At 61.1% G+C, this 13,807-nt stretch carries 10 protein-coding genes; 4 read left to right on the forward strand and 6 right to left on the reverse strand.

Annotated features, from left to right (window positions below; all coding sequences use genetic code 11):
• Positions 1-23: 23 nt before the first annotated feature.
• Genes AC1DV6_RS05515 through AC1DV6_RS05525 form a run of 3 tightly spaced genes read right to left on the reverse strand, consistent with a single transcriptional unit; the run spans position 24 to position 3,557 of the window.
• On the reverse strand, positions 24-944 hold the full coding sequence (locus tag AC1DV6_RS05515; RefSeq protein WP_477975885.1) for an ABC transporter permease: 921 nt from the start codon (positions 942-944) through the stop codon (positions 24-26).
• Positions 944-2,026, reverse strand: a complete 1,083-nt coding sequence (locus tag AC1DV6_RS05520; RefSeq protein WP_477975887.1) for an ABC transporter permease — start codon at positions 2,024-2,026, stop codon at positions 944-946. Before AC1DV6_RS05520 ends, AC1DV6_RS05515 begins: the two co-directional genes overlap by 1 nt.
• On the reverse strand, positions 2,019-3,557 hold the full coding sequence (locus AC1DV6_RS05525; RefSeq protein WP_477975889.1) for an ABC transporter ATP-binding protein: 1,539 nt from the start codon (positions 3,555-3,557) through the stop codon (positions 2,019-2,021). Before AC1DV6_RS05525 ends, AC1DV6_RS05520 begins: the two co-directional genes overlap by 8 nt.
• A 100-nt stretch (positions 3,558-3,657) precedes the next feature.
• Between AC1DV6_RS05525 and xdhA the strand changes: the two genes are divergently transcribed.
• Together xdhA and xdhB are read left to right on the forward strand one after the other, a co-directional pair.
• A complete protein-coding gene (xdhA, locus tag AC1DV6_RS05530) occupies positions 3,658-5,130 on the forward strand; it encodes a xanthine dehydrogenase small subunit (protein WP_477975891.1) in 1,473 nt (490 codons plus the stop codon).
• The gene (gene xdhB / locus AC1DV6_RS05535; RefSeq protein ID WP_477975893.1) at positions 5,127-7,433 is read left to right on the forward strand and encodes a xanthine dehydrogenase molybdopterin binding subunit; all 2,307 of its coding nucleotides are present in this window, start codon (positions 5,127-5,129) and stop codon (positions 7,431-7,433) included. The genes xdhA and xdhB overlap by 4 nt, the downstream gene beginning before the upstream one ends.
• Before the next feature lie 3 nt (positions 7,434-7,436).
• Here the strand turns inward: xdhB and AC1DV6_RS05540 are convergent, their stop codons facing one another.
• Positions 7,437-9,059: a diguanylate cyclase domain-containing protein gene (locus tag AC1DV6_RS05540; protein ID WP_477975895.1), complete on the reverse strand. Its 1,623-nt coding sequence runs from the start codon at positions 9,057-9,059 to the stop codon at positions 7,437-7,439.
• 133 nt (positions 9,060-9,192) lie between these two features.
• Positions 9,193-10,548: a glycerate kinase type-2 family protein gene (locus tag AC1DV6_RS05545; protein WP_477975897.1), complete on the reverse strand. Its 1,356-nt coding sequence runs from the start codon at positions 10,546-10,548 to the stop codon at positions 9,193-9,195.
• Positions 10,549-10,584: 36 nt separating this feature from the next.
• Here AC1DV6_RS05545 and AC1DV6_RS05550 point away from each other — a divergent pair, with 36 nt between their 5' ends.
• Together AC1DV6_RS05550 and AC1DV6_RS05555 are read left to right on the forward strand one after the other, a co-directional pair.
• On the forward strand, positions 10,585-11,223 hold the full coding sequence (locus AC1DV6_RS05550) for a LysE family translocator (RefSeq protein ID WP_477975899.1): 639 nt from the start codon (positions 10,585-10,587) through the stop codon (positions 11,221-11,223).
• An 18-nt stretch (positions 11,224-11,241) separates the two neighbouring features.
• Positions 11,242-11,886 (forward strand): glutathione S-transferase family protein, encoded by a 645-nt coding sequence (locus AC1DV6_RS05555; protein WP_477975901.1) that lies wholly within the window; start codon positions 11,242-11,244, stop codon positions 11,884-11,886.
• A 20-nt stretch (positions 11,887-11,906) separates the two neighbouring features.
• On the opposite strand, the gene AC1DV6_RS05560 is transcribed toward AC1DV6_RS05555, so the two are convergent.
• Complete coding sequence (locus AC1DV6_RS05560) at positions 11,907-13,739, reverse strand: S8 family serine peptidase (RefSeq protein WP_477975903.1); 1,833 nt, start codon at positions 13,737-13,739, stop codon at positions 11,907-11,909.
• Positions 13,740-13,807 lie beyond the last annotated feature (68 nt).

Raw genomic sequence — 13,807 nt, forward strand, 5'->3', positions numbered from 1 at the left:
AAAATCAGGTTTGCCGTAAAAAATCAGGAGCCGGGATAAAAAGGTTTACCAATGGACGCTGGCATATTAATCCGAATCCACTTGGGATTGCGGGAGATCAGTGCCAGCACCAGGATGGTGGCCAGGTAGGGCAACATGCTCAGGAACTGGCTGGGAATCTCAACCCCCGCGCCCTGCAAATGGAACTGCAACATCGTCACCCCACCAAACAGATAGGCCCCAAGCAATACACGTGCCGGGCGCCAGGTCGAGAAGGTAGTCAGCGCCAGTGCGATCCAGCCTTTGCCCGCAACCATGCCTTCCACCCACAGCGGCGTGTACACCGTAGCGATGTAAGCCCCGGCCAGCCCACACAGCGCGCCTCCCACAACCACCGCCGCCAGTCGGATGCGCCGCACCGGGTAGCCCAACGCATGGGCCGACTCCGGGCTTTCGCCCACGCTGCGCAAAATCAGGCCGCTGCGCGTGCGGTACAGAAACCAGATCAACACCAGCGCAAAGATCACCGTCAGATAGACCAGCGGGTGGTGGCGAAACAGCGCCGGGCCAAACCAGGGAATGTCGGACAGCCAAGGAATCGCAAAGGTTGCGCGCTCTGGGATTTTTTCCTGCACGTAGGCGATTCCGGCAAACGCCGAGAACCCCCCGCCGAACAGGCTGAGTGCAAGGCCAGTGGCGTACTGATTGGTGTTGAGCCAGATCACCAGCACGCCAAACAGCCCCGCCAACAACGCACCTGCGACCATGCCCGCAACAAACCCCAGCGAGAAACTGCCGGTGTGCACGACGGTCGCAAAACCAGCAATCGCGGCGCACAGCATGATGCCTTCGGCGCCCAGATTGACGATACCCGCCTTCTCGTTGATCAACAGGCCCAGCGAGGCCAGCGCCAGCACGGTGCCCGCGTTCAGCGTGGCGGCAAGAAGCAATGCGTAGGATTCCATCAGTGCGCCCCCGCCTTCTGGACGACACCCTGCGCCCAGCGCAAGCGGTAGTTGACTAGCGTGTCACACGCCAACAGCGTGAACAGCAGCAGCCCCTGGAACACACCGGTCAGCGACTTCGGTAAACCCAGGCGCGACTGCGCGAGTTCGCCGCCGATATAGAACATGCTCATCAACAAGGCTGACAGCACCATGCCTACCGGGTGCAGCCGCCCGACGAAAGCCACGATGATGGCCGCGAAACCGTAGCCTGCGGGCACATACGGCGTGAGTTGCCCGATGGGGCCAGCAACTTCCAGCGCACCGGCCAGACCCGCCAAGCCACCCGATATCAACAACGCAGTCCACAAGGCACCGCGCGCCGAGAAACCAGCATACCGCGCCGCGGCCGGTGCCAAGCCACCCACCTGCTGCGCAAAACCAGCACGCGTTCGGAACAGAAACACCCACAGCCCCCCCACGCCCACCAGCGCAAACAGCACGCCGATGGAAACGCGGGAGCCATCGAACAGCCGCGGAATGCGGGTCGCGGCTTCAAAGGTTTTGCTTTGTGGAAAGTTGTAGCCGTTCGGGTCTTTCCAAGGGCCATAGACCATGTAGCCCAGCAATTGCACGGCCACATAGACCAGCATCAGGCTGACCAGAATTTCATTCGCGTTGAACTTGTCGCGCAGGAAGGCGGTGATCGCTGCCCAAAACATGCCACCCGCAATGCCGGCCAGCACAATGGGCACAACAATCCAGCCGCCCGTCGCCTTCTCTGCCAGCAGCGCCACGCCACTGGCGAAAATCGCACCCATCACATACTGGCCTTCGGCGCCGATGTTCCAGACGTTAGAGCGAAAGCACACCGCCAGCCCCAACGCAATCAGCAGCAAGGGCGTGGCCTTGACCAGCAACTCGCCCAAGGCGTAGCCGGATTTGATGGGTTCCCAGAAAAACACCAGCAATCCGGCCAGCGGGTCTTTGCCCAATGCGGCGAACAGGATCACGCCGATGATGACGGTGCACAGTAACGCGAGCAGCGGCGAGCCGTAGCTCCATACCTTCGAGGGCTGCGGTCTTGCTTCCAGCTTAAGCATGGGCCGTCTCCTGTGTCGTCGATTCAGGCCACAAGCCGCTCATCCATTCGCCCAGCATCTCTATCGTCGCCTCGGCCACTGGCACCGACGGCGACAATTTGCCACGCGCCATCACGTGCAGGCGGTCGCTCAGCTCAAACAATTCATCCAGTTCTTCGCTGACTACCAGCACCGCGCAGCCCGCATCGCGCAGCGCCAAAATCTCGCCACGGATTTGCGCTGCAGCGCCCACGTCCACGCCCCAGGTCGGCTGTGCGACGATGAACAGCGTGGGGTGCGATTCGATCTCGCGACCCACAATGAATTTCTGCAGGTTGCCGCCGGACAGCGAGCGCGCCACGGCCTGCGGCCCACCGGCCTTGACGCCAAAGCTGGCAATGATGCGTGCCGCATGGGCCTGCAACTTAGCAATGCCAATCCAGCCACCCGCCACACGCGGATGCGAAATGTCTTCGGTGCGGGTCAGCAGCATGTTTTGCGCCAGGCTCAGCGTGGGCACTGCGCCGCGGCCAAGCCGCTCTTCGGGCACGAAATGCAGGCCCAGCTTGCGTCGCCCACCAGGATGCAGGTGTGACACGTCGACCGCGCCCATGTGAACGCTGCCGGTCGCTGCGCGGCAATCTTCTCCCGACAATGCGTACAGCAGTTCCTTCTGCCCGTTCCCAGAAACACCGGCAATACCGACGACCTCGCCCGCGCGCACCTGCAGGTCCACACCCGCGAGGTCCACGCCAAACTGGTCTTCGCGTGCCAGACGCAGATTCTTGACCGTCAGCACCGCGTCGCCCGCAGTGTGCGGCCGGTGTTCCAGTTGCGGCGGCTCGGCGCCAATCATCAGGCGCGACAGCGATGCATTGCTCTCTTCTGCGGGTTTGCACACGCCGGTGACTTTGCCGCCGCGCAATACCGTGCAGGCAGTGCACAACGCGCGGATTTCATGCAGTTTGTGGCTGATGTACAAAATGCTGCAGCCCTCGGAGGCCAGCTTGCGCAACACCACAAAGAGCTTTTCGACCGCCTGCGGCGTCAGCACGCTGGTCGGCTCATCCAGGATCAGCAGCTTGGGGTTGGCCAGCAGTGCGCGAATGATTTCGACGCGCTGCATCTCGCCGACGCTCAGCGTGTGGACAGGCCGGGTCGGGTCAATGTCAAGCCCGTATTCCTGCGCCTTGGCGGTGATGCTCTGGCTCACCTCTTCGAGCTTCAGGCGTTTGTCCAGCCCCAGCCAGACGTTTTCGGCAACCGTGATGGTGTCAAACAGGCTGAAATGCTGGAACACCATGCTGATGCCCACGGCGCGGGCTTCGTGCGGGTTGCGGATATTGACCAGTTGACCATCCATGTGCACCGTACCTGCATCGGGCTTGACCGCGCCGTAGATGATCTTCATCAGCGTGGACTTGCCGGCCCCGTTTTCGCCCAGCACTGCGTGGATTTCACCGGGCAGAACTTCCAGCGAGACATCACTATTGGCAACTACGCCCGGATAGGACTTGGTAATGCCGTGAAGCTGGAGGCGCGGTGGAGCCATGAAGTGGATGGATTTGCGGACAGTAAACGCGGTGCAGATTTGTCAGTGCAAGTTTGATGCCACCGTGGAATTCGGGTGTTCTCTATGCTACAACGGAACCATGAGCATTCAACCCCTGCGATTCATACGCCGTGGCGAGAGCGTCACGCTGCACGACATCCCGCCCGACCGCACCCTCCTGGAGGTGCTGCGCGAAGACCTGCACTGCACCGGAACCAAGGAGGGCTGCGGCGAAGGCGATTGCGGCGCCTGCACGGTCGTCGTCGGCGAGCCCCATGGTGACGCCCTGCAGTACCGCGCCATCAACAGTTGCATTCGCCTCGCCCACTCCATCGACGGCATGGCACTGTGGACCGTCGAAGACCTGGCTGACGCCAAGCAGACCCCACACCCCGTGCAACAAGCCATGGTGCAGTGCCACGGCTCCCAATGCGGCTTTTGCACGCCCGGCTTTGTGATGAGCCTGTTTGCGCTGTACCAACAGCACCAGAAAACACAAGCGCCCGTGCATCGCGCGGACGCGATGGAAGCCTTATCTGGCAACCTGTGCCGCTGCACCGGCTATCGGCCTATCCTGGACGCCGCGCAGACCATGATGCACTGGCCTTCCGCGCCTGTCGATGAATCCGGCTTGCTATCAAAAATGAAGCTGCTTACGCACACCAGCAGAGCGCTACAGCCCGATTCGGCATACATTTCCCCCCGAAATCTGCCAGATTTTCTGGCAGCAAGGTCCCGGTATCCCGATGCCCAACTGGTCGCCGGTTGCACCGATGTCGGCCTGTGGGTTACCAAACAGCACAAGCAGTTTGCCCGCGTGCTGGACATCACCCAGGTGGCCGAGCTGCGGCGCATTGAAGACTACCCGCGCCACATCGCCATCGGTGCTGCCGCGCCGCTGACCGATGCTTTTGCGGCACTGGTGGCCGACCGACCCCAGCTCCACAGTTTCGCCCACCGCTTTGCCGGCTTGCCCGTGCGCAACTCCGGCACGCTCGGCGGCAACGTGGCCAACGGGTCGCCGATCGGCGATTCGATGCCCTTGCTAATTGCGCTGGGCGCGAACATCGTGCTGATGCGTGTGCACAAGGGCAAGGTGGCTCACCGCGAAATGCCGCTGGAAGCGCTGTACACGGGGTACCGCACCAACGTGATGGCGAAAGACGAAGTGCTGGCCTGGATCAAGGTGCCCAAGGCGAGTGCAGACGAATTTAGCCGCGTTTACAAAATCTCCAAACGATTTGAAGACGACATCTCCGCCGTCTGTCTGGCCATCGCGGTGCACGTCAAAGGCAATGAGGTCGTCAAGGCGTCCGTCGGCGTCGGCGGAGTTGCCGCCACGCCGGTGCGTGCCCGCAAGACCGAAGCCGCGCTGCTGGGCCAGCCATGGACCTCAGCCACTGTGCAAAAGGCCGCCGAGGTTTTGCAAGCCGAGTTCAATCCGATTTCCGACATGCGCGCAAGCAGCGGCTACCGCGTGGACGTATTGGGTGGGCTGGTGCAACGCTTCTGGCTGGAAAGTCAGGGGACAAGTTTGGTCAGCCTCGAACAGCTATCCGGAGCTGAAGCATGAACACCGCCAGCCATCCCGCGCACGAAAGTGCGGCCGCGCAGGTCAGCGGCAACGCCATCTATGTGGACGACATGCCCGAGGTGCGCGGCACCTTGCATGCCGCGCCCATCCTGTCCACCCTCGCCCATGCGAAATTGTTGGGCGTAGACGGCACGGCTGCGTTGTCGATGCCGGGCGTTGTCGGTTTGGTACTGACCGGCGATATTCCCGGAGACCCCATGCTGGCCGCGTTTGCCGGTGACGAGCCGGTGTTTGCGATTGATACCGTGCAGCACATCGGCCAGGTGATTGGCCTGGTGGTTGCCAAAACCGTGATGCAGGCACGCCGCGCCGCGCGCAAAGTGCAATTGAAGCTCGAGGCCTTACCCGCCGTGCTGAACGTGCACGATGCGCTCTCTGCCAAAAGCTTTGTGCTGCCACCCGTTACCGTGCGCCGTGGTGACGCAGCCGCCGCGTTGAAGAAGTCGCCCCACCGCATCAAAGGAACCCTGGAGGTCGGCGGCCAGGAGCACTTTTATCTGGAAGGCCAGATCGCCTACGCGCTGCCGCAGGAACAGCACCAATGGGTCATCCACAGCAGCACACAGCACCCCGGCGAGATACAGCACTGGGTGGCACACGCACTGGGCATAGATAACCACGCAGTACGCGTGGAGTGCCGGCGCATGGGGGGAGGGTTTGGCGGCAAGGAAACGCAGGCAGGCCATCTGGCCGTCTGGGCCGCGCTGGCCGCGAACAAATTCAAGGCACCTGTGAAGCTGCGTCTGGACCGCGACGATGATTTCATGGTCACCGGCAAGCGCCATCCGTTTGCCTATGAATACACCGCGGGCTTTGACGACACGGGGCGCTTGACTGCGCTGCAACTGATGATGGCGGTGAACTGCGGCTTCAGCGCCGACCTGTCCGGCCCGGTGGCGGACCGCGCGGTCTTTCACAGCGACAACGCCTACTACCTGCAGGATGTGGACATCACGTCCTACCGCTGCAAGACCAACACGCAGAGCCACACGGCCTTTCGCGGCTTCGGCGGGCCGCAAGGCGTGATCCTGATCGAAACCATCATGGGCGACATTGCCCGTACGCTGAAGCTGGACCCGCTAGATGTGCGCATGCGCAACCTGTACAGCGACGAGGTGGTGCCTGCGACCGGGGAAAAGCGCGACACCACGCACTATCAGATGAAGGTAGAGGACAACATCCTCGCACCGCTGCTATCAAAACTGGAGCTGTCTGCGCACTACCGAAGACGCGCACAGGCCATTTCAGCATGGAACTCCGAGAGCCCGGTGTTGAAACGCGGCATCGCGATCACCCCGGTCAAGTTCGGCATCAGCTTCACTGCCACGCTATTCAACCAGGCTGGTGCTCTGGTGCATGTCTATACCGATGGCAGCGTGCAGGTGAACCATGGCGGCACCGAGATGGGCCAGGGCCTGCACACCAAGGTCGCGCAAATCGTGGCCGATGAGCTGGGCGTGCCGTTCGCGCGCGTACTGTGCACGGCCAGCGATACCAGCAAAGTACCCAATGCTTCCGCCACCGCCGCATCGGCGGGGACCGACCTGAATGGCCGCGCCGCGCAGTTCGCAGCGCGCAATGTGCGCGACAACCTGGCTGCGTTTGTCGGCGGGCTGGACATGTGTGGTGCGGGCGCCATTCGTTTCAAGAACGGCGAGGTGTTCTCACCCAAAGCCACGCGCAGTTTTGACGACGTGGTGAAGCTGGCCTACGCGAACCGCATCCAGCTATGGAGCGACGGCTTCTATCGCACGCCCAAGATCCACTACGACAAGGCCACGCTGACCGGCCGGCCGTTCTATTACTTTGCCTACGGCGCTGCCTGCACCGAAGTCGCCATCGACACGCTAACCGGCGAGAGCAAGGTGCTCAAGGTCGACATTCTGCACGATGTGGGCCGCAGCATCAACGAGGCGATTGACATCGGCCAGATCGAAGGCGGCTTTGTGCAGGGCATGGGCTGGCTCACGACTGAGCAACTGGTCTGGAACGACAAAGGCTACTTGTCTACCCACGCACCCAGCACCTACAAGATTCCGACTGCAGGCGACGTACCGCAGCACTTCAACGTCGCTTTGTGGCCTGAGCCCAACCGGGAAGACAACGTGGGCGGCAGCAAGGCGGTGGGCGAACCGCCGTTCATGCTGGCGATCAGCGTCTACGAAGCTTTGCGCGATGCCGTTGCACAGGCGCGCAATGACGGCACCACAGTGCAATTGACTGCCCCAGCAACGGCCGAGAATGTATTGACAGCCTTGAAGCGCGCGCCGGTCGCGCGCTAAACCTCAAGCTTCGGGCTTGTAAAACTGCACGTTGTTTTTGCCCAGATTTTTGGCCTGGTACATGGCCAGATCGGCGGCATTCAACAAGTTGCCGATTTCGTTACCGTCTTGCGGAAAGCGGCTGATGCCTATGCTGGCGGTCACGTGTGCGGCCTGCCCGCACAGGTCGTAGGCGGCCTCCAGCGCCTCCAGTATCTTTTTCGCAATGCGCCGGGCGCTATCCGCATCATCGTGTGCTTCGATCAGCACCACGAATTCGTCGCCCCCCAAACGCGCCACCAGATCGCTTCCGCGTACGCAGGACTGGATGCGCTGCGTAACCTGCTGCAACAGCAAGTCGCCCATGTCGTGGCCCAGTTCATCGTTGACTTCCTTGAAGTGGTCCAGATCGATGAACAGGATGGAGAACATGCCGCGCTTGCGCTCCATGCGCCCCGCCGTGCGCTTCAGCGCATCCATGAACATTGCGCGATTGGGCAAACCTGTCAGGCCGTCGTGGTACGCCCGGTATTGCAGGTCTTCATGCGCCCGCTTCTTCTCATCGATATCAACCAATGCGGTCAAAACGCAGTCCAGCCCGTCATAGGTAATCCGCTGTGACGAGTACTGCACCCAGAAGGTCACGCCATGTGCGTCTTTGAGCTGGACCTCCAGGTCTTGCACCTTGCCCGTCGCCTGCAAACTCGCCATGACACGGTCGCGGTCGCCGGAATTGGCATAAAAGTCACGCGGCTGCACATTCGGCAAATCGGTTGCAGTGATCTTGAACTGCGCCATGCCATGGTCATTCATGTACACAACAGCCCCGTCAGCAATGCGGGTGATGGCAATGGGCATGGGCGCGTACTGCAGTACATCCTTGAGCTGATCCTTGCTTTGCCGCAGGGCATCCTGAAACGCTTCGTTCTGTAGAACCAGTCGCCGCGAGAACTGAAAAGCACCCACCAGCAACACAGCGACGACAACCGACATGACGATCAGGATTAACAGGGTCATGTCCCGTGCCGCGAGTCCCAGCGTGTAGGAAAAATCGTCTTCCAGTGGCGTCAACTTGCCGTTGATGACATCCAGCTCAGTCAGGAAGTCGCGCCCCTGCTCGGGGGACAGCGCCGCCAGGCTGGCTGTCGCCCGGATACGCGCACCCACATCGGTGAGCTCTTCAATGTGTTGGTCCGCCTCGGTCCAGATGGCAATGGCTCTTGCGATATGCGGCACTGTACGAAACTTGCGAAAGAGAAAAATCATGCCCTCGATGTCATTGGGATGATTGCGCCCTTGCAGAAAGCCGTCGTAGGCGACCTTCAAATCGGGATACGGTTTCTCCAGCTCAAGGCGCGCGCGACGGTCACCTTGGTTGACCGCCAAGGCGGACATATATGCCTGGTAATCCTTATCGTCCCCATACAGCGTGTAGCGTGACAGCGCATAGATGGCGTCCTTTTGCCCCTTGGACCAGAGACCTTCGCCTTGCACATAGGCCCGTCCTGCCGACAAAAGATAGATGCTGACGCTGGCGAACAGGAACAGCCCCAAGACCAGCGCGGCAAATACCCAGACGATGACGAACAGCCGTCGCCGCCTCGGGTCTGGAGCCACCTGCACCGGCAGGCCGGGCTGTTGAGACATCTTCAGTACTCCCCTGAAAATTCTGCTGTCCCCTGATTTTCTGAATTCTTTCAAGTCCGGCGACCGTGTCGCTTGCCCGTATTGATTTTGACCAGCAGTTTCACCGCACTATAGCGTGCGGTGCCCTTTTTGGTCACAGTATCAGCAAGGCCCGAAAGTCATTCACATTGGTGAAGGTTGGGCCGGTGACAAACAAATCCCCCAGCGGACCAAAGAAGCCGCAGGCATCGTTGCGGTCCAGATAATCCGGCAGCTTGTGGCCCAACGCAGCCGCGCGCGCCAATGTGTCGGGCAGCACCCGCGCACCTGCATTGTCTTGTGTGCCATCGATACCATCGGTGTCCGCAGCGAGCGCGAACACACCAGATTGACCCTGCAGACCGGCCGCAAGTCCCATGCAAAACTCACCAGCCCGCCCACCCTGTCCGCGCGCTGCGCCGGGCGCCAATGGGCGAACGGTGACTGTGGTTTCACCGCCGCTTAAAACAACACAGGGCCGCGCGAATGCTTGAAAGGGCTGGCTCTGACCCGCCACGGCGAGTGCGAGCGCGGCGTGCACCTTGCCCACTTCGCGCGACTCGCCCTCCATGGCGTCACTGAGGATGTAGGCATTCAAACCCGCCAAGCGCGCGGCCTCGGCAGCCGCCTCCAGCGATTGCTGGGGCGTGGCAATCAGTTGCACTGTGTGGTGCGCGAACACCGCGTCTGCTGGCTTCGGAGTCTCCAGGTCCCCCCGCTGCAAACGCCCACGCACGGATTCAGGAATTGCGATGCCATAGCGTTCCAGCACCGCAAGCGCCTGTTCGCAGGTACTGGGGTCAGGCACAGTGGGCCCGCTGGCAATCACCGAGGGCTCATCGCCCGGCACATCGCTGATCAGCAGTGTCACCACGCGCGCTGGTGCGCAGGCTGCGGCCAGGCGCCCACCCTTGATCGCAGACAGATGCTTGCGCACGCAATTCATCTCGCCAATCGTCGCACCGCTTTCCAGCAGGGCCTTGTTGATGCGCTGCTTGTCCGCCAGCGCCAGCCCTTCTGCGGGCAGCGTCAACAACGACGAGCCGCCGCCCGAAATCAGGCACACGACCAGGTCGTTTTCAGTCAAGCCCTGCGTCATTGACAGCATGCGACGCGTAGCCTCCAGCCCTGCGGCATCGGGCACCGGATGCGCAGCTTCTACGACCTCGATGCGCGCAGGAACGGAGCTATCGCGCGGTGGCGTATGGTCGTAGCGGGTGATCACCAGCCCCTGCATGGGTGCCTCCTGCGGCCACAACGCATCAAATGCATGCGCCATCGCACCCGAGGCCTTGCCCGCACCCAGTACCAGCGTACGCCCCTTTGGTGGCGTGGGCAAAAATTCCGCCAACGTGTGGGCTGGCAAGGCGCGGCGTACGGCGGTCCAGTACAGGAACTCCAGAAATGCCTGCGGCGCACGCGCCGGGTTGGGTGCCACAAGATTGCTTACGTTAGGATCAGATGGGTTCATTGCCCCATTTTGACAAACCCAACACAACACTGCTTCATGCCCAGTCTCGATACCAGCCTCGCCTTCTTCGCAGCCTCCGTTTTGCTGGCGCTAGCGCCCGGACCGGACAACGTGTTTGTGCTGCTGCACTCCGCAATGCACGGCCGCCGCGCGGGCTTGCTGGTCGTGGCCGGGCTGTGCAGTGGGCTCTTGTTCCATACCGCCGCGGTCGCACTGGGTCTGGCAGCATTGCTGGCGGCGTCTGCCACTGCGTTTACCGTGCTGAAGCTGTGTGGCGCGGCGTATCTGCTATGGCTGGCCTGGGGCGCCTGGAACGCGCCAGCCAGCATGGGGCCGGGTGAAGGCAAGGGCAATGACGGTGGCGCCATGCCGCCGATGAAAACCTATCTGCGCGGCGTGGTGATGAATGTCACCAACCCCAAGGTGGCGATTTTCTTTTTGGCGTTTCTGCCGCAGTTTGTGGACACGGCCAAAGGCGATGTGCCGCTGCAAATCATGGCACTGGGCGCGATCTTCATGCTGGCCGCGTTTCTGACCTTTGGCTGCATTGCCTGGTTTGCCGCAGGCTTTGGTGCGCGGCTGCGTGAATCGGCGCGCGCGCAACGTCTGCTGAACCGCACGGCCGCCGTGATCTTCGCCGCGTTGGCGCTCAAACTTGCGTTGGCACAGCGTTGACATACAACAGGAGGCACCATGATTGAGCTGTATTACGTTCCTGCGACTGCCTCTATGGCGCCGCATATCGTTCTGGAAGAACTGGGCATTCCATTCACGTTGAAGCGCATTGACCAGGATGGCGGCGAACTGGACTCGCCCGAATACCGCAAGCTCAACCCGAATGGCCTGATCCCTGTGCTCATCGACAACGGCAACGTGCTGTTTGAAACGGCGGCGATCTGCCTGCATCTGTCGGATTGCCATCCGCAGGCGGGCTTGATGCCAGCCATCGGCACGCCGGAGCGCGCGCAAGTCTACAAATGGATGAGCTGGCTATCGACCACCATGCAGCAGGCGCTGATCAACTACTTTTATCCGCAACGCCTGGCAGCAAGCGAAGACGCGATTGCCCAAGTCAAAGCGCATGCCGAACAAAAAGTGCAGGCTTGCCTGGACCAGCTGGATGCGCAACTGGCCACCAACAATGGCGCATGGCTGCTGGGTGACACCTACTTGTTGCCTGACCTGTACGCGATGATGCTGTGCCGCTGGACCCGCAACTTTGCGGGCCGCAAGGCCAGAGAGCTTCCGCACATTGCGCCTTGGTTGCAGCGGGTGCTGGCGCGCCCTGCGGTGCTGCGGGTCTATGCCCGCGAGGAGATCCAGCAGCCCTGGGTTTAGGACTGCTGGAGAGGCCCGCTTTACATCACGCGGGCCATTGCCTTCGCAGGATTGACCAGCGTACGACGCCCATCGGCAGACTTTTCCGATGTCTCGCGGATGATAGTAATCACTTCCGTCGGCTTCAGTGACGGCTTGGCTGCCAGCAGCTTGGCCGCCAGGTTGGCCACATTGGGTGACGCCATCGATGTGCCCGACAGCGCGACCTTGTTGCCACCTGGCAAGAAGCTTTGCACCTGGTAGCCATTGGCATGCACAGCCACGGTAGGGCCATAGCTGGTGAACGGCGCTTCGTCCCCAGCCTTGTCTACCGCACCCACGGTCAGCAGGTTTGGCAAAACGATGCTGGACGGAATGAATTCGCCAAAGGTTGCATCTGAATTCGCGTTGCCCGCTGCAGTGACAAACAAGATTTCAGGCGCGCTGGCAAATGCCTTGGTCAACGCTTTTTTCTCGATTTCAAACAGCTCCCGTGCGGTCTTCTGGCGCTCATCGGTGGTTTTACCGATGCCGCATTTCTCCAGCTCTTCTTCATAGCTCTTGACCGTGCCACCCCAGCTCATGTTCACAACCCGTACCTTGTTGCGCTTGAAGAAATCCACATACGCCTGATTGGCCTTGGCGCCGCGTTCGGCCAGTTCCTTACTCGGGCAGGGTTCAGGCATCAGCTTGTAGCCAAAAGAGATGCGGGCTACGGCCAGACGCGCATAAGGGTTTCCTTCGACGGTGATGCCAGCAACGTGGGTGCCGTGCACATAGTTGCCTGACAGGCCCAACTGTTCCACCGTGGGCTTGAACTCTTCGGGCTTCAGGCCGGAGAAGAATTTCTTGACCTCGCTGGCCTCAGGGCTGTCGATGTTGGAGGTCATGTCCGAAAAGCCTTTGGTGCGCGCCAGCATTTCAGGCAGCTTGGGTTGCAGCGCTGCAGGAATCGGAAATAGTTCGCCAGTCGCAGGACGGGACTCCAGATCAAACGCAATCAGTGCGGGCTTGCCTTTGGCATCGGTCAGAACCTGGCCGGGGAAGAGCTTGGTATCCACGCCACTGTCCCAGACGGCAACATTGACGGTCTTGTACTTTCCGGTGGCCGGCAGCGTCACATTGCGCGAAGCCCAAATGTCCTGCTTCTCCACCTTGTGGGCATCGAGGTAGGCGGTGTAGGTGGCAATCAGCGTCTGCTTCAGCGGCAGCGCGGTTTCCAGCGCGTAGCGGGCATTGATGATGCCAGGGGCAACGTCAGAACTCAGTGCGCCGTTCTTGTCCACCGTGGCCTGCATCACACTGCGAACGCCCCCCATGATCAGACCTTCGCCAATGCGTTCGGAGCTTGCCTTGTAGCTGCGAATGTCATTCGCAATCACTTCGAAGGGGTAGCCGTCGAGTTCCTTGCGGATCGCAGTGCCCACGGCTTCAAAATACGCAGGCGTATTGATACCGCCGGTTTGCTTGGCCGCAGCCGCCATCGCCCGCACACGCAGACCCGACAGCAGCTTGTCAGCAGGCTTTTCTTCCAGTGCGCGCATCGCATTGGCACCGGCCAGCGCCGCATCGTAGTTGCCGGCCAGAAAATCCAGTTGCCACAAGCTGGCCAGGAAACCTCGCTGCACGGCCTTGTCGCCAATGTCGTACTTGGCCAATACCGATTCCATATCCGCGCGCACCGGTGTGGTCACTTTGGCAAACAGGACCTTGTCGCGCACCACGTTCTCCAGCGGATCGGTCACCTTGTAGCTGAAACGGGGAATATCCGCTTCCTTGTCGATGCGTTGCTTGTCGGCGGCCAGCGCGGGTAACGCCAACGCCAGGGCGAGTGTCAGAACAGTGGGTTTCAAAATGCCAGAAATGCGAGACATGGATGGACTCCCTTGGTGGAATAAATGAACACTCAACTGAGCGCACAAGCGCAGCAGTGTAGACCGTG

Source organism: Rhodoferax sp. P2_H8_2 (genome assembly GCF_056403235.1).

Bases quoted from the DNA above. Each gene is read 5' to 3' on its own strand.
- AC1DV6_RS05555 (WP_477975901.1), top strand. From the start codon at position 11,242: ATGATTGAGCTGTATTACGTTCCTGCGACTGCCTCTATGGCGCCGCAT.
- AC1DV6_RS05525 (WP_477975889.1), bottom strand. From the start codon at position 3,557: ATGGCTCCACCGCGCCTCCAGCTTCACGGCATTACCAAGTCCTATCCG.
- AC1DV6_RS05520 (WP_477975887.1), bottom strand. From the start codon at position 2,026: ATGCTTAAGCTGGAAGCAAGACCGCAGCCCTCGAAGGTATGGAGCTAC.
- xdhB (WP_477975893.1), top strand. From the start codon at position 5,127: ATGAACACCGCCAGCCATCCCGCGCACGAAAGTGCGGCCGCGCAGGTC.
- AC1DV6_RS05550 (WP_477975899.1), top strand. From the start codon at position 10,585: ATGCCCAGTCTCGATACCAGCCTCGCCTTCTTCGCAGCCTCCGTTTTG.
- AC1DV6_RS05560 (WP_477975903.1), bottom strand. From the start codon at position 13,739: ATGTCTCGCATTTCTGGCATTTTGAAACCCACTGTTCTGACACTCGCC.
- AC1DV6_RS05540 (WP_477975895.1), bottom strand. From the start codon at position 9,059: ATGTCTCAACAGCCCGGCCTGCCGGTGCAGGTGGCTCCAGACCCGAGG.
- AC1DV6_RS05515 (WP_477975885.1), bottom strand. From the start codon at position 944: ATGGAATCCTACGCATTGCTTCTTGCCGCCACGCTGAACGCGGGCACC.
- AC1DV6_RS05545 (WP_477975897.1), bottom strand. From the start codon at position 10,548: ATGAACCCATCTGATCCTAACGTAAGCAATCTTGTGGCACCCAACCCG.
- xdhA (WP_477975891.1), top strand. From the start codon at position 3,658: ATGAGCATTCAACCCCTGCGATTCATACGCCGTGGCGAGAGCGTCACG.